Origin of the sequence: Rhodoferax mekongensis (genome assembly GCF_032191775.1) — a bacterium.
GTDB lineage: Bacteria > Pseudomonadota > Gammaproteobacteria > Burkholderiales > Burkholderiaceae_C > Allorhodoferax > Allorhodoferax mekongensis.
Genome location: NZ_CP132507.1, coordinates 3,399,374 through 3,422,176, shown reverse-complemented (window position 1 = coordinate 3,422,176; position 22,803 = coordinate 3,399,374). Strand labels below are relative to the sequence as shown.

Annotated in this window: 21 protein-coding genes; 12 read left to right on the top strand and 9 right to left on the bottom strand. The window is 61.3% G+C overall.

Annotated features, from left to right (window positions below; all coding sequences use genetic code 11):
- Positions 1-26: 26 nt before the first annotated feature.
- Both RAN89_RS16270 and RAN89_RS16265 read right to left on the bottom strand, forming a co-directional pair.
- The gene (locus tag RAN89_RS16270) at positions 27-638 is read right to left on the bottom strand and encodes a YitT family protein (protein ID WP_313867277.1); all 612 of its coding nucleotides are present in this window, start codon (positions 636-638) and stop codon (positions 27-29) included.
- Between the two features lie 13 nt (positions 639-651).
- Positions 652-1,158: a hemerythrin domain-containing protein gene (locus RAN89_RS16265; protein ID WP_313867276.1), complete on the bottom strand. Its 507-nt coding sequence runs from the start codon at positions 1,156-1,158 to the stop codon at positions 652-654.
- A 100-nt stretch (positions 1,159-1,258) separates the two neighbouring features.
- Between RAN89_RS16265 and RAN89_RS16260 the strand changes: the two genes are divergently transcribed.
- Both RAN89_RS16260 and RAN89_RS16255 read left to right on the top strand, forming a co-directional pair.
- Positions 1,259-1,993 carry a 2OG-Fe dioxygenase family protein gene (locus RAN89_RS16260; protein WP_313867275.1) on the top strand — a complete coding sequence of 245 codons (735 nt, stop codon included), beginning with the start codon at positions 1,259-1,261 and terminating at the stop codon, positions 1,991-1,993.
- Positions 1,994-2,068: 75 nt separating this feature from the next.
- Entirely contained in the window at positions 2,069-3,655 is a 1,587-nt protein-coding gene (locus RAN89_RS16255) for a methyl-accepting chemotaxis protein (RefSeq protein WP_313867274.1), read from the top strand.
- On the opposite strand, the gene RAN89_RS16250 is transcribed toward RAN89_RS16255, so the two are convergent.
- Entirely contained in the window at positions 3,656-4,879 is a 1,224-nt protein-coding gene (locus RAN89_RS16250; RefSeq protein WP_428984462.1) for an NAD(P)H-dependent flavin oxidoreductase, read from the bottom strand.
- A 137-nt stretch (positions 4,880-5,016) separates the two neighbouring features.
- On the opposite strand from RAN89_RS16250, the gene RAN89_RS16245 reads away from it, so the two are divergent.
- Entirely contained in the window at positions 5,017-6,054 is a 1,038-nt protein-coding gene (locus RAN89_RS16245; RefSeq protein ID WP_313867273.1) for a GGDEF domain-containing protein, read from the top strand.
- Positions 6,055-6,079: 25 nt separating this feature from the next.
- On the opposite strand, the gene bktB is transcribed toward RAN89_RS16245, so the two are convergent.
- Complete coding sequence (bktB, locus tag RAN89_RS16240; protein WP_313867272.1) at positions 6,080-7,267, bottom strand: beta-ketothiolase BktB; 1,188 nt, start codon at positions 7,265-7,267, stop codon at positions 6,080-6,082.
- A 180-nt stretch (positions 7,268-7,447) separates the two neighbouring features.
- Between bktB and ppk2 the strand changes: the two genes are divergently transcribed.
- Positions 7,448-8,344, top strand: a complete 897-nt coding sequence (gene ppk2 / locus RAN89_RS16235; RefSeq protein ID WP_313869422.1) for a polyphosphate kinase 2 — start codon at positions 7,448-7,450, stop codon at positions 8,342-8,344.
- A gap of 27 nt (positions 8,345-8,371) precedes the next feature.
- Here the strand turns inward: ppk2 and RAN89_RS16230 are convergent, their stop codons facing one another.
- The 5 genes from RAN89_RS16230 to RAN89_RS16210 all read right to left on the bottom strand — a co-directional run bounded on the left by RAN89_RS16230 (position 8,372) and on the right by RAN89_RS16210 (position 13,859).
- Positions 8,372-9,136 (bottom strand): SDR family NAD(P)-dependent oxidoreductase, encoded by a 765-nt coding sequence (locus RAN89_RS16230; RefSeq protein ID WP_313867271.1) that lies wholly within the window; start codon positions 9,134-9,136, stop codon positions 8,372-8,374.
- An 85-nt stretch (positions 9,137-9,221) separates the two neighbouring features.
- Complete coding sequence (locus RAN89_RS16225) at positions 9,222-10,250, bottom strand: transporter (RefSeq protein ID WP_313867270.1); 1,029 nt, start codon at positions 10,248-10,250, stop codon at positions 9,222-9,224.
- A gap of 42 nt (positions 10,251-10,292) precedes the next feature.
- Positions 10,293-11,189 carry an NUDIX hydrolase gene (locus RAN89_RS16220; RefSeq protein ID WP_313867269.1) on the bottom strand — a complete coding sequence of 299 codons (897 nt, stop codon included), beginning with the start codon at positions 11,187-11,189 and terminating at the stop codon, positions 10,293-10,295.
- Positions 11,186-12,895, bottom strand: a complete 1,710-nt coding sequence (gene recJ / locus RAN89_RS16215) for a single-stranded-DNA-specific exonuclease RecJ (RefSeq protein WP_313867268.1) — start codon at positions 12,893-12,895, stop codon at positions 11,186-11,188. Before recJ ends, RAN89_RS16220 begins: the two co-directional genes overlap by 4 nt.
- A gap of 19 nt (positions 12,896-12,914) precedes the next feature.
- Complete coding sequence (locus tag RAN89_RS16210; RefSeq protein WP_313867267.1) at positions 12,915-13,859, bottom strand: phosphoglycerate mutase; 945 nt, start codon at positions 13,857-13,859, stop codon at positions 12,915-12,917.
- Positions 13,860-13,919: 60 nt separating this feature from the next.
- Here RAN89_RS16210 and RAN89_RS16205 point away from each other — a divergent pair, with 60 nt between their 5' ends.
- From RAN89_RS16205 to RAN89_RS16170, 8 genes are all read left to right on the top strand, one after another.
- Entirely contained in the window at positions 13,920-15,176 is a 1,257-nt protein-coding gene (locus tag RAN89_RS16205; RefSeq protein WP_087494629.1) for a lipoprotein-releasing ABC transporter permease subunit, read from the top strand.
- Between the two features lie 94 nt (positions 15,177-15,270).
- The gene (gene lolD / locus RAN89_RS16200; protein WP_313869421.1) at positions 15,271-15,939 is read left to right on the top strand and encodes a lipoprotein-releasing ABC transporter ATP-binding protein LolD; all 669 of its coding nucleotides are present in this window, start codon (positions 15,271-15,273) and stop codon (positions 15,937-15,939) included.
- 119 nt (positions 15,940-16,058) lie between these two features.
- Positions 16,059-17,267, top strand: a complete 1,209-nt coding sequence (locus RAN89_RS16195; RefSeq protein WP_313867266.1) for an ABC transporter substrate-binding protein — start codon at positions 16,059-16,061, stop codon at positions 17,265-17,267.
- A 16-nt stretch (positions 17,268-17,283) separates the two neighbouring features.
- Positions 17,284-18,129, top strand: coding sequence for a TatD family hydrolase (locus RAN89_RS16190; RefSeq protein WP_313867265.1), 846 nt, complete (start codon positions 17,284-17,286; stop codon positions 18,127-18,129).
- A gap of 6 nt (positions 18,130-18,135) precedes the next feature.
- Entirely contained in the window at positions 18,136-18,894 is a 759-nt protein-coding gene (locus tag RAN89_RS16185; protein ID WP_313867264.1) for a class I SAM-dependent methyltransferase, read from the top strand.
- Positions 18,891-20,678, top strand: coding sequence for a type IV pilus assembly ATPase TfpB (gene tfpB, locus RAN89_RS16180; protein WP_313867263.1), 1,788 nt, complete (start codon positions 18,891-18,893; stop codon positions 20,676-20,678). Before RAN89_RS16185 ends, tfpB begins: the two co-directional genes overlap by 4 nt.
- A gap of 49 nt (positions 20,679-20,727) precedes the next feature.
- Positions 20,728-21,216, top strand: a complete 489-nt coding sequence (locus RAN89_RS16175; RefSeq protein ID WP_313867262.1) for a tripartite tricarboxylate transporter TctB family protein — start codon at positions 20,728-20,730, stop codon at positions 21,214-21,216.
- A gap of 34 nt (positions 21,217-21,250) precedes the next feature.
- Entirely contained in the window at positions 21,251-22,762 is a 1,512-nt protein-coding gene (locus RAN89_RS16170) for a tripartite tricarboxylate transporter permease (protein WP_313866265.1), read from the top strand.
- Positions 22,763-22,803: the final 41 nt, after the last annotated feature.

Here is a 22,803-nt window from a genome sequence, read left to right as displayed (position 1 = left end):
GGGTTGCCGGCGCCCTGAGTGTGCGCTCAGTGCGCCATGTAGCGGCCGGCACGGTGGTTGGTCGCCAAAGTCTGGTTCAGGGTGATGGCGCCCAGCACACTCCACAGCACATGCTGCCAATCGGTCACGCCGAAGGCCAGCAGCACGATGGTGCAGTCCAGCGCCATCTGAATGCGCCCGGCACGCCAGCCGCGCTTTTCTTGCAGGTACAGCACCAGCACATTGAACCCACCCAGGCTGGCTTTGTGCCTGAACAAGATCAACATGCCCGTGCCCATGAGCAGGCCGCCAATGATGGCGGTGGCTGCAGGGTGCAGGTATTCAAAGCCCATCCATTGCGGCAACAGGTTGGTGAACACGGCTAGAAGCGCCACCGCCATGAAGGTTTTCACGGTGAATACCCGCCCCATGCGCTGGTAGGCCAGGGCGTAAAACGGCAGGTTGATGGCAAAGAAAATCAGCCCGAAATTCCAGCCAGTGGCGTAGTGCAGCCAGAAGGCCACCCCTGCCGTGCCACCAGTTAGCAAGCCCACCTGCTTGAACATCAAGACCCCCAGCGCCACAAAAATGGTGCCAGTGAGCAGGGCTTGCAGGTCTTCGGAAGGACGGTGGCGCAGGGCAGGAGAGGATTCGGGCATCAGGCGAGTGTATTCAGGCGGTGACTGTGTCCGAGCAGGTGACGCCGCCGCAGCCATGAATCTCCGTTTGCGGCAAACGGTCCGGTTGGGCGAGCGCTCCGGTAGCCGGGTCGTAACCTGCCGAACGCAAGTGCAATGCCAGGGACGCATCCATGCTTTGCGCATGCTGGGGAAACCAGATGCCCAGTTCGTCGGCCATCTGCCGCACCACAGCCAGGTCGCCGCCGTGGCCGCGGGCTTCCCCCTCGCGCAGCACCTGTAGCACCACTTTGTGCTGGGTGGCATGGCAGTTGCCGGCCGCGAAACCGGTGGCGCGCATCCATTGGTCTTCGCGGTCGAAATGCTCCTGGGTGTGGGTGATCAACTCCGACCACAGGGGCATGAGCATGTCGTCCTCCGCCAGCACCACGCGCTCCAGCAGGGCCACAAACTCCTGGTGCACCTCGTCCATCACGGGCATGTCGAGCACCAGAGCGTCGCTCCAGGCAAGGGTGGCGGGGGCATTGAGGGTTTCGGTCATCGTTTTCTCCTTGATCCGGCCCAGCTTAGGGGCAGACGGTTTCGGGCGTATTGACCCACATCAGGCATCGAAAGAAGAGTGCGGTTGATAATCCGGCGCTATGACCATTTCCCTCCAGCCCCCTCTGATTGCCCGCCCAGCCGACCTGGGCGCCACGCTGTTCCGTCAGGGCTACGCGGTCGTCGGGGCGTCCCAAGTGGCAGGGCTGTCCGGCGTGCCGTTGGACACCATGTTGGGCTGGTGCGACGGGTGGAATGACCTGCCGCCGGACAACTATTTGAAAGATGGTGGCCGCTACCGCCGCCGTCGCCATTCCTGTTTCGTTATTCAAGAGAGCGGTGTTTCCCAGGTCGCACATCGTCCCCATTGGCAACCGCTGGAGTACAACGCGCTGCACGGTGGCATGCAGCGTCACTTTGAGCCCATGGACAGGCGCGTGACCTCGCAAGCGGGCTGGCAGCAACTCCTGGCGTGGCTGGGCCGGGTGGCCGATGATTTGAAGGGGCAGCACACTTGGTACACCGAGGCGCATCAGTTCCGTATTGATACGACAGACGGTATAGGTCGACCCACGCCGGAGGGCGCCCACCGGGATGGCGTTGACTTGGTGGCGGTTTTTCTGGTGGCACGCAAAGGGCTCAAGGGCGGCGAAACCCGGGTTTTTGAAGCGGACGGGCCCAACGGGCAGCGCTTCACTTTAAGCGAACCGTGGTCCCTGCTACTTTTGGATGATGCGCGGGTTATTCATGAATCCACGCCCATCCAGCCCTTGGAAAACGGAGCCTATCGAGACACTTTGGTGTTGACTTTGCGTTCGGGCGGCTTTCAGGAGTAAAGTAAAGGGCCAAGCCGCTTTTCAACTTGAACGAAGCAAACACCATAGTTTGCAGGTTCACCAGGGAAGGTCACCATGAAGCTTTTGGACAATGTGAGCGTTCGCGGACGCTTGTTTTTCTCGCATGGCATTTTGATTTTTGCCACTGCTTTTATTCTCGCCTTCAATTACACCAACTCACGCAGTACCGGGGAAAGCGTGGTCGCAGTAGTCGAGCAGGATTACGGGAAGTTCGAACTGGCTGCAGCCATTGACAGTGCAACCAAGCACAATGCCCGCAACACGGTGGAACTCTTCATGGTGGAGCCTGACCGTCAAGCCCAGATCCGAGAGCGAATCGGAGGGACTAAGAAAATCATTGACGGACTGTTTGCCGAACTGGAGCCTCTGCTAAGTGGACAGCAGGAGTTGGCCGTTTATGGGGAAATAAAATCCCGGCGGCAAGAGTTCGTCTCTGCGTTCACAGCAGCCGGTGCTGCGTTGCAAGCGGGCGAACTCACGCAGGCCCAAGCATTGTTGCGGGAGAAAGTGCTGCCTGCCATTGACTCGCTGCGCGAGCCGATTCAGAAAATGCTGGAGATTCAGAAGGTGCAGGCCCACGAGCGTGCGCATCACGTCATTGAGGGCAACCGGATCCACATCATATGGAGTCTGGTGGTCGGGGCGTTGGCCATCCTAGTAGGCGGATTTTGTGCGTTCACCCTCATCAGGTCCATCATTCAGCCTCTAAAAGTGGCGATGAATGTCGCGGGTGAAATCGGCAAGGGAAACCTGGATGTGGAATTCACCGCGCATGGCAAGAACGAACTGACCGACATGCTGGTGGCATTGAATTCCATGAAGGAATTTCTGATGCACGTGATGATGCGTATCCAACAGAGTGCGGGCTCGGTCGCTGTTGCGTCCCAACAGATTGCGGCAGCCAACTTGGATCTGAGTGCCCGTACGGAATCACAAGCCAGCTCATTGGAGCAGACGGCGGCGACCATGGAAGAAATGACCGGAAGCATATCCCAGACAGCGGAAGCAACCGAGGCCGCCAACCGCTTGGTGACACGTGTCAGCGAATCCGCGCGCGATGTTGGCGAACTCGTGCACTCAGTGGTCGAAACCATGGGAGTCATACATGCATCCTCCCAACGCATACAGGACATCATAGGAACTATCGACTCTATCGCGTTTCAGACCAATATCCTGGCTTTGAATGCAGCAGTGGAAGCTGCCCGTGCGGGGGAGCAAGGGCGCGGTTTTGCAGTGGTTGCGGCGGAGGTCCGGCAGCTTGCGCAACGGTCAGCGGAAGCCGCACGCGAGATCAAATCCATTATTCAGGACAATGTGGAAAAAATGGACCGAGGCAACACCGTTGCCTCGCAGGCTGGTGAAGCGGTGTCGAAGGTGGTGGTGTCCATACAGCAGGTCAATCAGTCGGTGACCGAAGTCACTCGTGCCAACGGGGAACAGCGCTCCGGCATTCGTCAAGTTGGTGAGGCCATCGCCCTACTCGATCAGATGACGCAGCAGAACGCCGCGTTGGTTGAAGAGAATGCGGCAGCATCCAAGAATCTGGACCAGCAGGTCCAGTCCTTGAAAAAAATGATCAGTAGATTCCGCATCGGCCACATGGCCACTGCTGAGTTCAGAGAACTGCCCCGATTGACATGATTAGCTTGCCACCGCGAGGTCCGGTGTCAGCAAGCGCTGCATCAGTTCCCGCACTGTCTTAATCTGGTCGCCAAAAGGCAAGCGGCCGGCACCCCGGAAGAACAGGCCTTTTTTCACATCGCCACGCAGCGCAGCGGCCAGCTGGTTGTCGATGCAGAACTGGCCCCAGCCCGGCAAACCATCGCGCAGGCCGCACTGGCCCAGGCAATCAAAGCTTTTGGTGCAGCGGCTCTTGGCGTGGGCCACGGCCTGAAGCTTGGGCTCTATCTTCATGTATGCGCGCAACCAAGGCGTGCCCACCGCGCGGGCGGGCAGGCCGGCCACGCTGGTGAACTCAACCATGTCTTCCTCGCGTGCTTCGGCCAGCACGCGCTTGAATTCCGCGTGGGCGTCGCTTTCCTCGGTCACGGCAAATGCGGTACCCAGTTGTACTGCGTCCGCCCCCAAGGCCTGCAGGCGGGCGATGTCTTCATGGGTGCGGATGCCGCCGGCGGCAATCAGCGGAATGTGCTGTTCGTAGCCCGCATCCTTGAAAAACTGCCGCACTTGGGGAATCACGTTCTCAAAGTCAAACCGGGTGTCCTGCAGGTCGGCGATCTTGGCAGCGCCCAAGTGGCCACCGGCCAGGCGCGGGTGCTCGATGACGATGGCATCCGGCAGTCGCTTTTTGCGCTCCCACTTTTTGACCAGCAGTTGCACGCCGCGTGCGTCCGAGAGAATGGGGATCAGCGCTGCTTGGGGGTGGTCTTTGGCCAGGTCCGGTAAATCCAGCGGCAAGCCGGCACCCACCACCACGGCATCGATACCGGCTTCCAGGGCGCGGGTCACGTTGGCGGCGTACTCGCTGACCGCCCGCATCACGTTGATGGCCAGCAGGCCTTTTCCACTGGTGCGGGCGCGGGCGGCTTTGATTTCGCGGTCAATGGCTTCCAGGTTGGCGGCATTGATACCGGCCTTGGCTTCTTCGCCGGGCGCCAGCTCGCGGGTTCGGTCCATCAAGTCAGGGTGGTGGCGCCGCAAGTCCACGCTGGAGAGCGTTCCTACGCCGCCGGCCGCCGCCACGCTGCCCGCCAGGCGATTCCCCGAAATGCCTATGCCCATACCCCCCTGCACGATAGGCAGCACTCGTCGTCCGGCAATTTGCAATGCACTCAGGCCGCTTTTGCGCAACCAATCGTTGGATTCTTGCGGCAAAAGATGCATATCGAGCTTGGTATCAGTCATGGTGTGGTCTAAGATGGCGGCGTTTAGCAAGCGTGAAGCATAGGTTTGCGCGGTCCCTTCAGGTTTGAGGTGCGTCAAGTGAAGGCGCAATCGGCGGTTGGAAGCCGGAAATGACAAGAACAAGGTAGACAGATTCCATGAATGCTTTGGTGCAGAGTCTTGCCGCCCTAGGGGGATTGCGAGACCGTGATGCGTTGGATACCGAGCTGGTGCGCTTGGTGCTCACCAATTCCGGCGTCAACCTTCAGGCTGCCAACCTTATTCGCGTGGTCGGTGAAGGTGACGACCGGCGTTGCCTCTCGCTCTCCGCGCTGGAGCAGGGTCAGGAAAAACCTTCCCGTGATTTATTGTGGTCAGACTGGAGTTTGTTGCCCAAGGTGTCCGACTTCCCTGTCCGACAAAGGGCCCTGGAGATTGGCCGTGCAGCTGCCAACCCCCAAGACTTAGGGCATGTGGTGTTGCCGGTGGGGCAGGCACAGAGTCTGCAAATCATGTTGGAGGTCTCGTCTCCCAAGCCGCTGCAGGCTGCAGATATCGACTTGCTTCAAAGCATCCTCTTGGCTTATCAAAATCTCTTGGGCTTGCTGGACTATGGCGAGCGGGATTCCCTGACGGAGCTGCTGAACCGCAAAACGTTTGACGGTGCTTTTTTCAAGGCCACGGCGGACCAGTCCAACACCTTGCCCGCCAACATGCCTGAGCGCCGGCATGAAAGCCCGGATGCCGGGGTGTGGTTGGCGGTGCTCGATATTGACCACTTCAAGCGCGTGAACGATAACTTCGGCCACCTGATTGGCGATGAGGTTTTGCTTTTGGTAGCGCGCCTGATGCGCAGCAACTTCCGTTTTCACGACCAGTTGTACCGTTTTGGCGGGGAAGAGTTCGTCATTCTTATGCGGTGCGAAAGCGCAGTGCATGCGGAAAGCGCCCTGGAGCGCTTCCGGGAACGGGTGCAGGCCTATGTGTTTCCGCAAGTCGGCACCATCACCGTGAGCATGGGTGTGTCAGTTCTCTCGCCCAACGACACACCCAGCAGCGCCTTCGGGCGCGCCGACAAGGCGGTTTATTACGCCAAGGAGCACGGCCGCAACCAGGTCTGCAACTACCAGACCCTGGTAGCCGAGGGCAAGCTGGTCGAACAGGTCGTGGACGAAATGGATGTGGACCTGTTTTGAACAGGCCCACCTTGGTGATTAGCGCTTAGCGGTCGCGCTCGAAAATCGCGGCAATACCCTGGCCGCCGCCAATGCACATGGTCACCAGCGCATAGCGGCCGTTGATGCGCTCCAGCTCATACAAAGCTTTCACGGTAATTAATGCGCCGGTTGCCCCAATCGGGTGGCCCAACGAGATGCCGGAGCCATTGGGGTTGACCTTGGCCGGGTCCAGACCCAGGTCTTTGGTGACCGCGCAGGCCTGGGCTGCAAAAGCTTCGTTGGCTTCAATTACATCCAGGTCGTTCACCGTCAAACCGGCTTTTTGCAAGGCCAGTTTGGTGGCGGGCACGGGGCCGATGCCCATGTATTTGGGGTCCACGCCAGCGTGGGCGTAGGCCACGAGGCGAGCCAGTGGCTTCAAGCCACGGGCTTGGGCCACGCTCTTTTCCATGAGCACCACGGCAGCGGCGGCGTCATTGATGCCGGAGGCGTTGCCCGCGGTCACGGTGCCGTTTTCCTTGATGAAAACGGGTTTCAGCTTGGTCATGTCTTCGAGCTTGCAGTCGGGGCGGAAGTGCTCGTCGGTCACGTAGGCCACTTCGCCTTTTTTGCTTTTCAGCAAAACGGGCGTAATCTGGCTGGTGAAGTAGCCAGCCGCAGTGGCCTTTTGGGCACGCTGGTGGCTCTCCACCGCCAGAGCGTCCTGTTCTTCGCGGCTGATACCCCACTTGGCGGCAATGTTCTCTGCGGTCACGCCCATGTGGATGGTGTGGAAGGGGTCGTGCAACGCGCCGATCATCATGTCCACCATCTTGGTGTCACCCATGCGGGCACCCCAGCGCATGTTGAGGCTGGCAAAGGGCGCGCGGCTCATGTTTTCAGCGCCACCCCCAATGGCCACATCGGCATCGCCCAACAAAATGCTTTGGCTGGCGTTGACGATGGCCTGCAGGCCCGAGCCACACAGGCGGTTCACGTTGTAGGCCGGTGTCTCCTGGGCGCAGCCACCGTTGATGGCAGCGACACGGCTGAGGTACATGTCCTTGGGTTCGGTGTTCACCACATGCCCGAACACCACGTGACCCACGTCCTTGCCTTCGACATGGGCGCGGGCCAGTGATTCGCGCACCACCTGGGCGGCCAGATCGGTGGGGGGAATGTCTTTGAGGCTGCCGCCAAAGGTACCAATGGCGGTGCGCACAGCGCTGACGACGACGACTTCACGGGACATACAAGGCTCCTCTATCAATCAAAGTGGGTGCAGCACGCAGTGTGCGCCGCTTGGAATACAGGCATCTTACGGTTCGTCAGGTCATGGTTTTGTCATGAAATCGACATTAGAGGTACCTACCCTCAGGGTGTCAAAAATCTGTCCGTCCAGGAGTTGCCCTTGAGTTCCAGTGAAGAAGAAATGATCCGTCGCATCCGCAGCGACATGTTGGACAGCTATGACGAAGAGCTGGAAATGGAGCTCGACGACCACAACCAGGACGAACTGGCCGATGGCCTGAGTCCTGAGCTGAGTGCCCAACAAAGACAGGACCGCCGCACTTATTTCCGCGAGCTTTTCCGCATGCAGGGCGAGCTGGTCAAGCTGCAGGACTGGGTGGTGGCGACCGGCCACAAAGTGGTGGTGATATTTGAGGGCCGCGATGCGGCCGGCAAGGGTGGCGCCATCAAGCGCATTACCCAGCGCCTCAACCCCCGTGTGTGCCGTGTGGCAGCGCTGCCTGCGCCTAACGACCGCGAACGTACCCAGTGGTACTTCCAGCGCTATGTGAGCCATTTGCCTGCGGCCGGCGAAATCGTGCTGTTTGACCGCAGCTGGTACAACCGCGCAGGGGTCGAGCGCGTCATGGGCTTTTGCAACGACGAGCAGCTCGAAGAGTTTTTCCGTACCGTTCCGGAGTTCGAAAAGATGCTGGTGCGCTCAGGCATCCAGGTCATCAAGTATTGGTTCTCCATTTCGGATGAAGAGCAACACACCCGCTTTCTGGGCCGCATTCACGACCCGCTCAAGCAGTGGAAATTGAGCCCCATGGACCTGCAGTCCCGCGTGCGCTGGGAGGCTTACACCCACGCCAAGGAAGCCATGCTGGAGCGCACCCATATTCCGGAGGCTCCTTGGTGGGTGGTACAAGCCGTGGACAAAAAGAAGGCCCGCCTGAACTGCATTCACCATTTGCTCAGTCAAATGCCCTACGAGGAAATTCCTCACCCTCCGGTGGAACTGCCGGAACGTGTGCGCAACAAGGACTACGAGCGCCACCCGGTGCCCGCAGACATGTACGTGCCGGAGATCTATTAGGCGTTCAACGAACGACGATGTGGCGGGCTAGCCCCGCACGTCGGCCACTGGCTGTTCACCGAAATCAGGGCGGGCCAGGTAGGCCAGTACGCGGCGCGCGGCCTCTTCGGGGCTGGTGAGTTGACCATGGGTTTTCAGGCCTTCAAAGCTGTCCCGGTCGGGAAACTGCGCGGCATCGGCGCTGCGCAGCTGGACTTGCATGTCGGTGTCTATCACCCCGGGGGCCAGTGAACAGACTTTGGCACCATGGGGAATCAAGGCTTCGTCCATGGCCAGGCAGCGGGTGAAATGGTCCATGCCCGCTTTGGCCGCGCAGTAGCCGGCTTGCGAGGCCATGGCGCGCCGGCCCAGGCCGGACGACACGTTCAGCACCTTGCGCGGCACTTTCCATTCGCGGGTGGCCGCCAGAAAAGCGGCGCACAGCTGCATGGGCGCTTCCAGGCCCACGCGCAGGGCATGGGCCAGGTCGGTCGGGGCGCTGTCACGCAGCGGCACCAAGGCGGGAATGACGCCTGCGTTGTTGATCAGCGTGGCACTGGCGTAGCGATGGGCCGGCAATGCCTGTAGCCACGCACTCAGGCGCTCTGCTGCGCTAGCGCCGTCCGCCAAGTCGACATTCCATTGTTCCAGCAGGGCTCCTGAGTCGTGGGCTGCTTGCTCCAATGCGGGTGGGGTGTTGCGCGAGAGGCAAAGCAATTGGTGGCCGGGTTGCAGCAGTTGTTGCGCCATGGCCAGACCCATGCCGCGCGATGCGCCGGTCAGGATGGTGAGATGCAATCGGGATGTGGACATGGGTACTTCCGTTAACTTGCTATGAATTCAGGAGCTACTCGCGCATATTCCATAGGCGCCAGAGGCCAAAATGGCTTGTAATCGCCTAGTCCCGCGGCTTGCGCAAGGCAATGAAGGCGGCAACGGCTGTGAAACTGACGATGAGTGCCACGATCCACCAGAAGCCATGCGGGTGTTCCGCCAGCGGGATGCCGCCCACGTTCATGCCCAGCAAGCCTGCAATGATGTTGATGGGCAAGGCAAGCACGGTCACGATGGTCAGCACGAACAGGCTGCGGTTGTTGGCCTCGGCCACGCGGCCGGCAATTTCTTCCTGCAGCAACTTGATGCGTTCCTGCAGCGCGGCCATGTCGCTGAGCGCCACGTTGAACTCTTCGGTGGATTGGCGCAGGTCGCCAATGTCCTCCTCGCCAATCCATTCCGGGGGCTTGCGCAGCAGGCGGAACAGGGCAGCAGGTTCTGGCGCCAGCAAGCGCTGCAAGCGCACCAGCAGCCGGCGCAAGGCACCGAGGTTGGCGCGTTTGGGCTCCAGCCGGCCGGCGAGCAGGCTGTCTTCAATTTCGTCGACCCGGGCGGTGGTGTTGCGCACGATATTGATCAGCACATCGCCCTGGTCATGCATCAGGTGCACCAGCAGGGCCACCGGGGTCATCACCTTTTCGCCCCGACGTACGGCGTCGCGCAAGCGGTCTATGGAGCGCAGCGGTTGCAGGCGGGCACTGACCACCAGGCGCGGGCCGACTGATAGCCAGAGGGTAGATATGTCAGACGGCTCAAACGCAAAGTCGTAGCTCACATCGTTGACCACGGCGACCAGCATGTCGTCGTCCAGTTCCACGCGGGTGGAGCGGGAGCCGTCCGTCAGCGATTCATGGAACAGGTCTGAGAGTTGCAGATTGTCTTTGAGCCACTTGCTGCTGGCGGTGTGCGACAGGTTGAAATGCAGCCACACAAAGCCACCCGGCTCCGTCGGTGGGTTCTGCAGCCACTGCAAGGCTTCGTCGCTGCCGGTGGGCGTACCGGCACCCTCGGCATCAAACACAAATCCGTAAATCAGGCCGCTGGGGTCTGCACCGTAATTCTGCGCGGGGTGGTTCATCGGTGGGCGAGGCATGGGGCTTCTAGTGGCGAGCGCACATGGTAGCGCCTGTCTGTGTCACAACAGGCCCAAGCCTTGAGCCAGCGAGGCCACGGCATCTTGGGTGAACGCGCCGGCTTCTATTTGTGCCAAGGTCTGGGCGGCGTTCAGGCACACAAAGCCAGCTACTTCACCGTCCCGGTTGGCAGGCTCCCAGCCGTTCGCGCACGCCCAGTTGTAGACCAGCAGGGTTTCGTCATGCCAGCCGCCAGCATCCATGCGGGCGGTGCGCACGAGCCCGGCATCGTGCAGGGTGTGTGCGTCTTCCAAGACGGCGCCTGCTTCTTCCTGCAACTCGCGCAGGGCACAGCCTAGAGGTGATTCACCGGCCGGCAAACCGCCCGCGGTCACGTTGTCCAGCAGGCCCGGGTCGGTGGCTTTGGTGAGCGCGCGGCGCCCGCACCACAGGCGCCCGTCCGGGGTGAAGCCGTTGATATGCACCGCATGGCTGCGCATCCCCAGAAAGCGAAAACCCGCGCGCTCCACCGCCAGCAGCGGCGGCTGTTCATCATCGGGCGGCACCAGACAGTCGTGGTGCCAGAAGGCAAAAGCCTCGTTGCGCCAGCCGTGCACCAGGCCGCGCGCATGGCATTGCTCCAGGGCGGCTTGCAGCAAGGCACTGCGTTCATTTGCAGGCAAGGCCAGCGCCTGCCAATGCAGGCCAGCGGTTTCGCCGTCAGCCTGACAGTGGCAGTCCGGCAACAGGGTGGCGAGCAGGGCGGCCCGTTCCGGTTCCATGCGTCCCAGTTGCAGTGGCTCTGCAGAGCCACCGCCGCTGATCCAAAAGGTGTGCAGATGAAGCAGTGGTTCGGCATTGGCGCGCCGTGCGGCGTCCGCCAGAAACTCGCGCTGGGCGGGCGTCAGGGCTGCGGCAAAAGCCCGCGCACCCGGCAGGCTCATACCTTGCAGGTTCACACCTGCGCCCCTTCGACCAGAAAGCGCACGCGACGCACGCCGTTCCACTCGTCGGCGTCCAGGCGGAAAGCCAATGTGACCTTGGGGGGCAGCGGCTCGGTGTGCCCGAACCAGATGCCGTCCACCGGCTCGCCCTGGTGCTTGAGTTTGAGCGCGAGGTGCTTTTCACCCACCAGGCGCTGGGAGACGACCTCCACCTCTTCGCTGAAGGTGGGAGCGGCAAAGCCCTGGCCCCACACCTCTTTGTGCAAGGCGTCCACCAGATCCACGCGGCGGTATTCGGCAGCCAAGGGGCCATCGGTTTCCATGCGGCGGGTCAGCGTGGCGGCGTCCAGCCATTCCTGGGCCACCTCGTTCATGCCGTTCTCAAAATCGTCAAAAAACTCTTCCGCCACCGTGCAGCCTGCCGCCATGGCGTGGCCACCGAAGCGCAGGATGACGCCGGGGTAGCGCTTGGCCACCAGGTCCAGCGCGTCACGCAAATGGAAGCCGGGAATGCTGCGCCCGGAGCCCTTGAGTTCGTGCTCTTTGCCTTCGGCGGCGCTGGCAGCAAATACGAACGTGGGGCGGTGCAACTTGTCCTTGATGCGGCTGGCCACAATGCCCACCACGCCTTCGTGGAAGTCGGGGTCGAACACGCAAATGGCAGGTGGAGGCTCATCGCCTTCGTCGAACAGGCTCTCCGCAATCATCATGGCCTGTTCGCGCATGTCGCCTTCAATCTCGCGGCGCTCACGGTTGATGCCGTCCAGCATCTTGGCCAGTTCATCAGCGCGCCCAGAGTCGTCCGTCAGCAGGCATTCGATGCCCAGGGTCATATCGCTCAAGCGGCCGGCGGCATTGATGCGCGGCCCCAGTGCAAAGCCGAAATCGAAGGTGGTGGCCACTTCCGCTTTGCGTCCCGCTGCTATAAAAAGGCTAGCTAGTCCCGCAGGCATGGCGAGCGCCCGCACCCGTTTGAGCCCTTGGGCTACGAGGCGGCGGTTGTTGGCATCGAGCTTGACCACATCGGCCACCGTACCCAGCGCCACCAAAGGCAGCAGGGTGTCCAGCTTGGGTTGTGTGGCGGCATCAAACACGCCGCGGTTGCGCAGCTCGGAGCGCAGCGCCAGCAGGGTGTAGAACATGACGCCCACCCCGGCCATGGACTTGCTCTCAAACGTGCAGCCCGGCTGGTTGGGGTTGACGATCACGTCCGCATCCGGCAACTCGCTACCGGGCAAGTGGTGGTCGGTGACCAGCACTTGCAGACCCAGTGCTTTGGCACGGGCCACGCCGTCCACGCTGGCGATGCCGTTGTCCACGGTGATCAATACATCGGCGCCGGATTTCTTGACCCGTTCGCTGATGGGGGCAGTCAGGCCGTAGCCATCCACCACGCGGTCGGGCACCAGATAGTCCACATGGCGGGCGCCCAGCAGGCGCAGTCCGCGCACGGCCACGGCACAGGCGGTGGCACCGTCACAGTCATAGTCCGCCACCACACAGAGCTTTTTGTCTTGCGCAATCGCATCGGCCAGCAGCACGGCGGCGCGGTCGGCACCCAGCAAGCCTTGCGGCGGCAGGAGTTTGCCCAAGGCGTCGTCCAACTCGTCTTTGCCGGTTACACCGCGTGCGGCATACAGGCGGGCCAGGAGCGGGTGCAGGCCGGCTTGCTCGAGGGCCCAGGCGGCGCGGGGGGGAATGTCGCGGGGGACTATTTTCATAGGCTCAAAGTTCTTGCGCTCAGAGGGTGGCCAGTAATTCAGCCGGCGTGGGCGTCGTGAAGCGGCGCTGGATGCGGTTCCACCAGGCCGTGTTTTGAAGCACAAAGCTGGCGGCCATGCGCTCACCGCACAGGGTCAGTTCAAAGGCTTGGCCCGCTTTGGCCTGGCGCAGCAGGGTGGATAGCAAGGTTGCATCCAGCGTTTGCCATGCTTGTGTCCAAGCGTGAGCGTCGTCGCGCAAGGCGGTCGCTTCGAGGCTGTGCTGCACCGACATGGTGTCGGACTTTTCCAGGGCACCCTGAGGCAAAGCGCCGGTGCCGCTGATCCAGAAGGAGTTGACCGTGAGCCGCCGCTGGGCCGCCCGCGCGTCGTTCACCGGGTGGCGGTAGAGCAGCATCTGCATTTCGTTTTGCAGGCGGCGCAGGCTGCGGGCCTGCGGGGCGCGGGGCATCCATTGGTCCACCCGTGGGCCACAGGCCCGGGCCAGCGAGGCGGTGGGCAAGTCGCGCAGCAGCTCGCCTTGGGCCAGCCAGGTGTGGTGGTTCAGGGCATGCAGGGTGATGCCGTCTTCGGCAAAGTAGGGCTGCATGGCGTGACGCAAGGCGTCAATCTCGTGGGCGTCCAGCGCCAGGGCCTCAGGGTGGTCCATGGCCACGTGGTCTGAATTGATCTGCCAATGGCAGGGCGTGATCCAGGCCCAGCCGTTGTCGCCGTGGGTGCGGGTGAGGCCCAATTGGCGGGCGTCCAGCGCAGCCCAGGGCAGCAAACCGTCAGCTCCTTGCAACCCCAGGCTTTTGGCATGCACCCGCTCAAACAAGGGAGAGAGCGAGTCTTCGGCACCCAGCAGCGGCGGGGTGGGGGTCAACAATTCCAGCAATTCCGCCAGATACGGGAGCTCCAGGCGGGTCAGAGCTTCCTGGCACTGCGGGCCGGCCGGTGCTGCGAAGGGAATAAGGGTGTGCATACACAGGATTGTCCTGCATGGATGCCACAATCCGCCGTTTGAAGCACTTTGTAACCTTCCATGCAACTCCCCTTTGAGCTGACGATTGGCTGGCGCTATACCCGCGCTGGCCGCGCCACCCGGCGTAACGGCTTTATCTCTTTCATCTCCGGCGTGTCCATGCTGGGCATTTCGCTGGGCGTAGCCGCCCTGATCATTGTGCTCAGCGTGATGAACGGCTTTCAGAAAGAAGTGCGTGACCGCATGCTCGGTGTGGTGTCCCATATTGAGGTGTATGCCGCTGATGGACAGGCCTTGCCCAATGTGGCCACCACCATGGCCCAAGCCAAAGAGAATCCTCAAGTCATAGGCGCGGCCCCCTTTATTGCGGCGCAAGCACTGATCGCGCGTGGGGAAGAAATGAAGGGCGCCATGGTGCGCGGCATAGACCCGGCCCTGGAGCCTCAGGTGAGCGACTTTGCCACCGGCGCCCAGCAGGAGGCGCTTGCCCGGCTGGTGCCCGGCGAGTTCGGGGTGGTGCTGGGCGGCGAGCTGGCCCGCAGCATGGGTGTGCGGGTGGGCGACAAGGTCACGCTGGTGGCGCCCAGCGGACAAGTGACACCGGCCGGTGTGGTGCCACGCTTGAAGCAAATGACGGTGGTGGGCACCTTCGATTCCGGTCACTACGAATACGACTCGGCCCTGGCCCTTTTGCACTGGGAAGACGCCGCCCGCATCTTCCGGCTCGAAGGCCCCAGCGGCGTGCGCCTCAAGCTCAAGGACCTGCACCAAGCCCGCGAGGTGGCTGACCAGCTCGCCCGCAGCCTCAGTGGTGACCTGGTGCTGCGCGACTGGACGCGCCAGAACCGCAGCTGGTTCGCGGCCGTGCAGGTCGAAAAACGCATGATGTTCATCATCCTCACCCTCATCGTGGCAGTGGCTGCGTTCAACCTGGTATCCACCCTGGTGATGACGGTGACCGACAAACGTGCTGACATTGCCATCCTGCGCACGCTGGGCGCGAGCCCGGGCAGCATCATGGGCATTTTTGTGGTGCAAGGTGCCATGGTGGGCGTGATCGGCACCTTGGCCGGTCTGTTGCTGGGGCTGGGCGTGGCTTTCAATATCGATGTGATCGTGCCCGCGCTGGAGCAGGCGCTGGGTGCGAGCTTTCTGCCCAAAGACATTTACCTCATCAGCCGTATGCCGAGCGAACCGCAGCAGGGTGACATCGTCCCGATTGCCGTGATCTCCTTGTTGATGGCCTTTGTGGCCACCCTGTACCCGAGCTGGCGCGCCAGCCGCGTGAACCCGGCGGAGGCCTTGCGTTATGAATAAGCCCGTGTCATCGGTAGAACAAGCATTGGCTGCAGCCCAGTACCAGCAGGTGGCGGAGTTGACGGCTCCCGTCGCTGTTGTCCCCGGCGGTGAGGTGGTGCTGCAAGTGCGCGGCCTGACCAAACGCTTTGAAGAAGGCCGCCTGGATGTGACGGTGCTGCAAGGCGTGGATCTGCAGGTGCACCGCGGCGAGACGCTGGCCATCGTGGGTGCATCAGGCTCCGGCAAAAGCACCTTGCTGCACCTGATGGGCGGGCTGGACGCGCCCAGTAGCGGCAATGTGGAGCTGCTGGGCCAGTCGCTGGCCAACCTTACGGCCGCTGAGCAAGGGCGCTTGCGCAACCAATACCTTGGTTTTGTCTACCAGTTTCACCACTTGCTGCCTGAGTTCAGCGCGTTGGACAACGTGGCCATGCCATTGACAATTCGCCGTCTGGCGCCCGCTGAATGTGCGCAGGCAGCTATGAAAATGCTAGCACTGGTGGGGCTGGAGCACCGCCTGCACCACCGCCCGGCCGAACTCTCGGGTGGGGAGCGCCAGCGTGTGGCGATCGCCCGTGCACTTGTCACCCGGCCCGACTGCGTGCTCGCCGACGAGCCCACCGGGAACCTGGACCGCAGCACGGCAGACGGCGTGTTTGAGCTCATGCTCCAGCTGGCGCGCGAGCAGGGCACCGCGTTTGTGCTGGTTACGCACGATGCCACGCTGGCGGCGCGCTGCAGCCGGCAGCTCAAACTGGTCTCCGGCCGTCTGGTGGACTGATTTGCAGGCTTGCAATTTGCTGACGTAACCGGTTTTCCCCCTGTGCTTCTGAGGGTTCACGCGCATACGCGCTTCAACCCGCCCGGCCTATGCTCCCGCCACATTTGCCGGGGGACACTATGAAACAACGTTGGAAGCGTCAGGCACTGATCTGCGTGGCGGTGGTTGCCAGTTTGTGGGGTGCGAGGTCTGAGGCTGAAACGCCCAAACCTTTGCGCATAGGCCTGATCGGTCCGTTCAGCGGGCCTTCTTCGGACTTTGGCATTCCCATGATGAACGGCGCCAAACTGGCTGTGGATGAAATCAATGCCGCAGGCGGTTATCTCGGCCGGCCGATTGAGCTGGTGATCAAGGACGACACAGCCAACCCGGATGTGGGTCTGCAGCTCTCGCAAGAGCTGGTGCGCGAAGGTGTAGTGGCGACGGTGGGCTTTTGCAACACCGGTGTGGCCATGAAGTCGCTGGACGTTTACCAGCAAGCCCGTTCTCCCTTGATCGTGCCTTGCGCCACCGGCTCTCCCATCACCGCCAAGTTCCCGGCGCCGGACAGCTACATCTTCCGCACCTCGGCACGCGATGCCATTCAGGCCCCGTTTGTGGTGAATGACATCGTGTCCCGCGGCTGGACCAAAGTGGCCATCCTGGCCGATAAAACGGCCTACGGCGAAGGAGGCATGAACGACGTGACCAAAGCGCTGGCGGCCAAACAGTTGACGCCGGTGTACGTGGGCCGCTTCGACACGGGAGTCAAAGACTTGCAAGCCGAGCTCAAGGCTGCGCAGGCTGCCGGTGCGAATGTGGTGTTCAGCTACACCGTAGGTCCTGAGAACGCTGTCATCGCCAAAGGCCGCCAGGCCTTGAAGTGGAATGTGCCGCAGGTGGGGGCTTGGCCTTTGTCTTTCCCGTTCTTTATCGACGGGGCCAAGGATGCCGCCGAAGGCGCACTCATGGCCCAGACTTTTATTGCCGAGCCCAGCAATGAGCGACGCATCGCATTTTTGACGGCCTACAACCGCAAGTACGGCACCAAGAAAATTGCTGTGCCCATGGCTGCCGCGCAGGCCTATGACTCGGTCTACCTGCTCGCATACGGGATACTGTCCATCCGCAATGGCGATCTGTCAGGGCCATCGGTCAAGATGGCGCTGGAGAACATTCCCCGGGTGTATTACGGGGTCACGGCTACCCACGAGCGGCCCTTCAGCAAGGACGACAAAGATGCCATCACCAGCAATATGTTGGTGATGGGCCTAATCAAAAACGGGGTCGTCACCTTCGCGTATCCTGAAGACCGCACCCGCAATCTTTTCGTTCAACGCAAGCAATGACTTTTTCCGGAGTTCCATGCGCTGGGTAGATACCCATGTCCACCTCGATGCGCCCGAGTTTGATGCTGACCGCAGCGCGGTGCGGCAGAAAGCGCGTGATGCCGGTGTAGCACATTGCGTGATACCGGCAGTGGAGCGCAGCAACTTTGATACCGTCCGCACGCTGGCCCACGCAGAAGGCGACAGCTATTGCCTTGGCATCCACCCTTTGTATGTAGCGGGTGCACAAGATGTGGACCTGGTCGCGCTGGACGAAGCTCTCACTGCCCATGCTGCCGACCCGCGGCTGGTGGCCGTAGGCGAAATCGGGCTGGACTACTTTGTGCCCGCCCTGTGCAAAAGCCCTCTGCGCGAGCGACAGGAGGCCCTCTATCGCCAGCAGCTCAAGCTGGCCCGCAAACATGGTCTGCCCGTAGTGCTGCATGTGCGCAAATCGTCGGACCGCTTGCTCAAGCACCTGCGCGAAGTCGCCGGCCCGAACGGCCGCTGGCAGGGCATAGCCCATGCTTTCAATGGGAGCGAGGTGCAGGCCGCCGAATTCATCAAGCTCGGGTTCAAGCTGGGGTTCGGCGGCGCGGTCACGTTCGACCGCGCGCTACAACTGCGCCATCTGGCCAAAACGCTGCCGTTGGACGCCTTGGTGCTGGAGACCGATGCGCCCGATATCCAGCCGCATTGGCTGTACACCACTGCAGAGCAGCGCGCCGCAGGCCATCCGCAAGGCCGCAATGCGCCGGCCGAGCTTCCCCGCATTGCTGAATGCATCGCAGAGATCAGAGGTATCAGCGTGGACGCATTGGCTGCGGCAGCTTTACACAACAGCCTGCAAGCCCTGCCGAAGCTGGGGGCGCTGCTGGTATAAATCCCCATGGCAAGAAAAGCACCGATTACCCTCCCCGAAGTCAATTTCTCTGAAGAAGGCCCCATCCGTCACCTGCACCTGGGCAGTGAATGGATACAAGGCTCCATGCTGGTCGATGCACCCACGGTGCTGGTGCACGAATACATCCAGCGCATGATGGCCTGGATGCTGTTCATGGACCCCCACACCTTGAACAAGCGTCAAGCATTGCAATTGGGCCTGGGCGCAGGTTCGCTCACCAAGTTCTGTCACAAAGAACTCAAGATGAAAACCACCGCCATTGAGCTGAACCCCCAGGTGCTGCATGCCTGCCGCGGCTGGTTCAAGCTGCCGGCCGACAACAGCCGCATGCAGGTGGTTCTGGCCGATGCGTCCGAAGAAATCCAGCAGGACAAATGGCTAGGCGCTGTAGACGCCTTGCAGGTCGATCTGTATGACGAAGAGGCCGCTGCCCCCGTGCTCGACAGCGCCGAGTTTTACGCCAACTGCCGCGCCACTCTGACCGAAGAAGGCTGTATGACCGTCAACCTGTTTGGTCGCTCGTCCAGCTTTGACAACAGTGTCGACAAAATTGCCGAGGCCTTTGGTGAAGACGCCATCTGGGCCTTCAAGGCCACCCGCGAAGGCAACACGGTGGTCATGGCCCAGCGCACGCCCAGCCGCCCCAAACGTGCCTTGATGCTGGAGCGCGCAGAGTTCATTCAAAGTGAGTGGGGCCTTCCTGCCGACAAGTGGGTCCGCGTTTTCAAACCGGTGAAGTCATGAGCCCCCATTCCAAAAAGCTGCCTAGCCCCCAAACCTACAACGGCCCGCTGGATTGGCGCCTGCTGGTCGAGTGGCTCAAGCAAGACAAAGTCATTTCCGAAGATGAGGCGGTGCGCACGATTGCGCGCTGCTCTCAAGCCGAAAGTGCGCAGCACCCGCTCGTGCGTCTGGCTGCCGTGTCTATGCGGCGCGCAGCGGACCAAAAGCCTTTGGATATCGAGATATTGACCCAATGGCTTTCGTTGCGCGCCGGGTTGGACTATCTGCGAATTGACCCGCTCAAGGTTGATGTTGGCAAGGTGGCCGATGCCATGGGCGCAGCCTACGCAGAGCGGCACAAGATATTGCCGGTGGTGGTCACGCCGAGTGAAATCACGGTGGCCACGGCCGAGCCATTCATTACCGATTGGGTGTCCGAAGTGGAGCGCCAAAGCCGCCGCAGCGTCAAGCGCGTGGTGGCCAGTCCGCAGGAGATTACCCGCTATACCGCAGAGTTTTATGCGCTGGCCAAAAGCGTGCGGGCTGCCAGCAAGACGGGGGCCAACAATGGCGCCAGCTTTGAGCAGCTAGTGGAGCTGGGCAAGAGCAACAAGCAACTCGACGCCAACGACCAAGGTGTGGTGCAGGTGGTGGACTGGCTGTGGCAATACGCCTTCGACCAGCGTGCCAGCGACATCCACCTAGAGCCACGGCGCGAGCAGGGCGTGATCCGCTTCCGTATCGATGGTGTGCTGCACCCGGTGTACCAAATGCCCATGGGCGTGCTCAATGCCATGACCGCCCGCATCAAGCTGCTGGGCCGCATGGACGTGATCGAAAAGCGCCGCCCGCAGGACGGCCGCATCAAGACGCGCAACCCGCGTGGCGATGAAATTGAAATGCGTATCTCCACCTTGCCCACGGCCTTTGGCGAGAAAATGGTGATGCGCATTTTTGACCCCGACAACGCGGTCAAAGACCTGGACGCACTGGGCTTCAGCAGCCACGACGCCACGCGATGGGAACAGCTGGTCAAGCGCCCGCACGGCATCATTTTGGTGACCGGCCCTACGGGCTCCGGCAAGACCACCACGCTGTACTCCACCCTCAAGCGTGTGGCTACCGAAGAGGTGAACGTGAGCACGGTCGAAGACCCTATCGAAATGATCGAACCGTCGTTTAACCAGACACAGGTGCAGCCGCAGCTGGACTTCGGTTTTCCGCAGGGTCTGCGTGCCCTCATGCGACAGGACCCCGACATCATCATGGTCGGCGAAATCCGTGACCTGGAGACGGCTGAAATGGCGGTGCAGGCCGCACTGACCGGCCACTTGGTGTTTTCCACGCTTCACACGAACGACGCGCCTTCTGCCGTAACGCGCTTGATGGAGCTGGGCATTCCCCCGTATCTCATCAACGCCACCCTCCTGGGGGTGTTGGCGCAACGCTTGGTGCGCACGCTGTGCAGGCAATGCAAGGTGCGTGACGAAAACGCCACACGAGAGGCCCTGAGTGACATGGTCAAGCCGTGGCAGATCAACGGTGGCTACAAGCCGTACAAGGCGGTGGGCTGCGTGGATTGCCGCATGACCGGCTACATGGGGCGCATGGGTTTGTACGAATTGCTTGTGGTCACAGAAGGGTTCAAATCGCGGGTCAGTGGCGAACCGGGCATTGACGCCCTGCGCCGTCAGGCGGTGGCAGATGGAATGCGTCCGCTGCGTCTTGCCGGTGCCCTACGTGTGTCCGAAGGGCTCACGGTGATGGAGGAAGTCATGTCCGCTACGCCACCACTCACCGGCTAAGCCCGCGGATCATTCAAAATAGTTACTATTTATAACTAGGAGACAAACAGTGAATATAAAAAGTCAAAAAGACTTCTTCTCAGGTCTGATGTTCATGGGCGTGGGCGTTGCCTTCGCTTGGGGCGCCAGCACTTACTCAGTAGGCACCGGCGCCCGCATGGGCCCGGGCTACTTCCCCCTGGTACTCGGCGTGTTGCTGGCCATTCTCGGGATTGCCATCACTTTCACTGCACTGGTGGTGGAAACAGAAGACGGCGACAAGATAGGCAAATTCGCCTGGAAACCCCTGTTCTTCATCATCGCTGCCAACCTGGTGTTCGGCGCATCCATCGGCGGACTGCCCGTGATTGGCCTCAAACCCCTGGGCCTGATCGTGGGCATCTATTTGCTCACCTACATCGCCAGCCACGCAGGTGAAGAACACAAGTTCAAGGAAGTCGCCGTGCTGGCCACCATCCTGGCGCTCTTGAGCTATGTGGCCTTCATCGTTCTCCTCAAGCTGCAGTTCCCCGTTTGGCCTGCGTACTTCACTGCCTGATCACCGCTTAATCACGGCTTATTGAGACTGCAACATGGAACTCTTTGAACACCTCTCCTTAGGTTTCGGTGTGGCCTTCACCGGCCAGAACCTGATTTATGCCTTCATCGGCTGTCTGCTGGGTACCTTGATCGGCGTTTTGCCCGGCATCGGCCCCTTGGCCACCATTGCCATGCTGCTGCCCGCCACCTATGCCTTGCCTCCTGTGGCGGCATTGATCATGCTGGCCGGTATTTACTACGGCGCCCAGTACGGAGGATCGACTACCGCCATTCTGGTGAACCTGCCCGGCGAGTCTTCGTCGGTGGTGACCGTCATTGACGGTTACCAGATGGCCCGTAATGGACGCGCAGGTCCTGCGCTGGCTGCAGCGGGCTTGGGTTCTTTCTTTGCCGGTTGCGTGGGTACCCTGATCCTGGCGGCCTTTGCAGGCCCCTTGACCGAGCTGGCCTTCAAGTTCGGCCCTGCCGAGTACTTCAGCCTGATGATTCTGGGCTTGATCGGTGCGGTGGTGCTGGCTTCGGGCTCCCTGCTCAAGGCCATTGCCATGATTGTGCTGGGGCTCTTGCTGGGCATGGTGGGCACCGATGTGAACTCCGGTGTGGCCCGTTTCAGCTTTGATATCCCTGAGCTCACCGACGGTATCGGCTTCATCGTGATCGCCATGGGCGTGTTCGGCTACGGCGAGATCATCAGCAACCTGGCCAAGAGCGAGAGTGAACGTGAAGTCTTCTCGGCTTCTGTTTCCGGTCTCTTGCCTACCAAACAGGACTTCAAGGACATGTTCCCCGCTGTGCTGCGGGGTACCGCTTTGGGTTCGGTGCTGGGTATCTTGCCCGGTGGTGGTGCGGTGATGGCGGCCTTTGCGGCCTACACCCTGGAGAAGAAGACCAAGCTGCGTCCCGGTGAAGTGCCTTTCGGCAAGGGCAACATCCGCGGGGTGGCCGCGCCTGAGTCGGCGAACAACGCAGGAAGCCAGACTTCTTTCATTCCTCTGCTGACCCTGGGTATCCCACCGAATGCGGTGATGGCCCTGATGGTGGGTGCGATGACCATCCACAACATCCAGCCCGGACCGCAGGTGATGACAAGTAACCCCGAGCTGTTCTGGGGTCTGATTGCCTCCATGTGGATCGGCAACCTGATGCTGGTGATCCTGAACCTGCCTTTGATCGGGATCTGGATCAAGCTGCTTACTGTGCCTTACCGCTGGTTGTTCCCTTCTATCGTGCTGTTCTGTGCGATCGGGGTGTATTCGACCAACAACAACACCTTCGATATCTGGATGGTGGGTCTGTTCGGGGTGATCGGGTATCTGTTCATCAAGCTGGGCACAGAACCCGCACCGCTCTTGCTGGGCTTTATTCTGGGGCCGATGATGGAGGAGTATCTGCGCCGGGCGCTTCTGCTCTCCCGTGGCGACTGGAGTGTGTTCGTCACACGCCCCCTCTCAGCCAGCCTGTTGGTGGCGGCGCTTGCTCTTCTGGTGGTGGTGATGCTGCCTTCCATCAAGGCCAAGCGGGAAGAGGCGTTTGTGGAGGATTGATTTCCACTGCAACGCTTTCCAGCAAAAGGCACCTTCGGGTG

Bases quoted from the DNA above. Each gene is read 5' to 3' on its own strand.
- RAN89_RS16255 (WP_313867274.1), top strand. From the start codon at position 2,069: ATGAAGCTTTTGGACAATGTGAGCGTTCGCGGACGCTTGTTTTTCTCG.
- RAN89_RS16225 (WP_313867270.1), bottom strand. From the start codon at position 10,250: ATGCCTCGCCCACCGATGAACCACCCCGCGCAGAATTACGGTGCAGAC.
- recJ (WP_313867268.1), bottom strand. From the start codon at position 12,895: ATGAAAATAGTCCCCCGCGACATTCCCCCCCGCGCCGCCTGGGCCCTC.
- RAN89_RS16265 (WP_313867276.1), bottom strand. From the start codon at position 1,158: ATGACCGAAACCCTCAATGCCCCCGCCACCCTTGCCTGGAGCGACGCT.
- RAN89_RS16270 (WP_313867277.1), bottom strand. From the start codon at position 638: ATGCCCGAATCCTCTCCTGCCCTGCGCCACCGTCCTTCCGAAGACCTG.
- RAN89_RS16170 (WP_313866265.1), top strand. From the start codon at position 21,251: ATGGAACTCTTTGAACACCTCTCCTTAGGTTTCGGTGTGGCCTTCACC.
- tfpB (WP_313867263.1), top strand. From the start codon at position 18,891: ATGAGCCCCCATTCCAAAAAGCTGCCTAGCCCCCAAACCTACAACGGC.
- RAN89_RS16205 (WP_087494629.1), top strand. From the start codon at position 13,920: ATGCAACTCCCCTTTGAGCTGACGATTGGCTGGCGCTATACCCGCGCT.
- RAN89_RS16210 (WP_313867267.1), bottom strand. From the start codon at position 13,859: ATGCACACCCTTATTCCCTTCGCAGCACCGGCCGGCCCGCAGTGCCAG.
- RAN89_RS16190 (WP_313867265.1), top strand. From the start codon at position 17,284: ATGCGCTGGGTAGATACCCATGTCCACCTCGATGCGCCCGAGTTTGAT.
- RAN89_RS16195 (WP_313867266.1), top strand. From the start codon at position 16,059: ATGAAACAACGTTGGAAGCGTCAGGCACTGATCTGCGTGGCGGTGGTT.
- bktB (WP_313867272.1), bottom strand. From the start codon at position 7,267: ATGTCCCGTGAAGTCGTCGTCGTCAGCGCTGTGCGCACCGCCATTGGT.
- RAN89_RS16185 (WP_313867264.1), top strand. From the start codon at position 18,136: ATGGCAAGAAAAGCACCGATTACCCTCCCCGAAGTCAATTTCTCTGAA.
- RAN89_RS16230 (WP_313867271.1), bottom strand. From the start codon at position 9,136: ATGTCCACATCCCGATTGCATCTCACCATCCTGACCGGCGCATCGCGC.
- RAN89_RS16250 (WP_428984462.1), bottom strand. From the start codon at position 4,879: ATGACTGATACCAAGCTCGATATGCATCTTTTGCCGCAAGAATCCAAC.
- RAN89_RS16245 (WP_313867273.1), top strand. From the start codon at position 5,017: ATGAATGCTTTGGTGCAGAGTCTTGCCGCCCTAGGGGGATTGCGAGAC.
- ppk2 (WP_313869422.1), top strand. From the start codon at position 7,448: ATGATCCGTCGCATCCGCAGCGACATGTTGGACAGCTATGACGAAGAG.
- RAN89_RS16260 (WP_313867275.1), top strand. From the start codon at position 1,259: ATGACCATTTCCCTCCAGCCCCCTCTGATTGCCCGCCCAGCCGACCTG.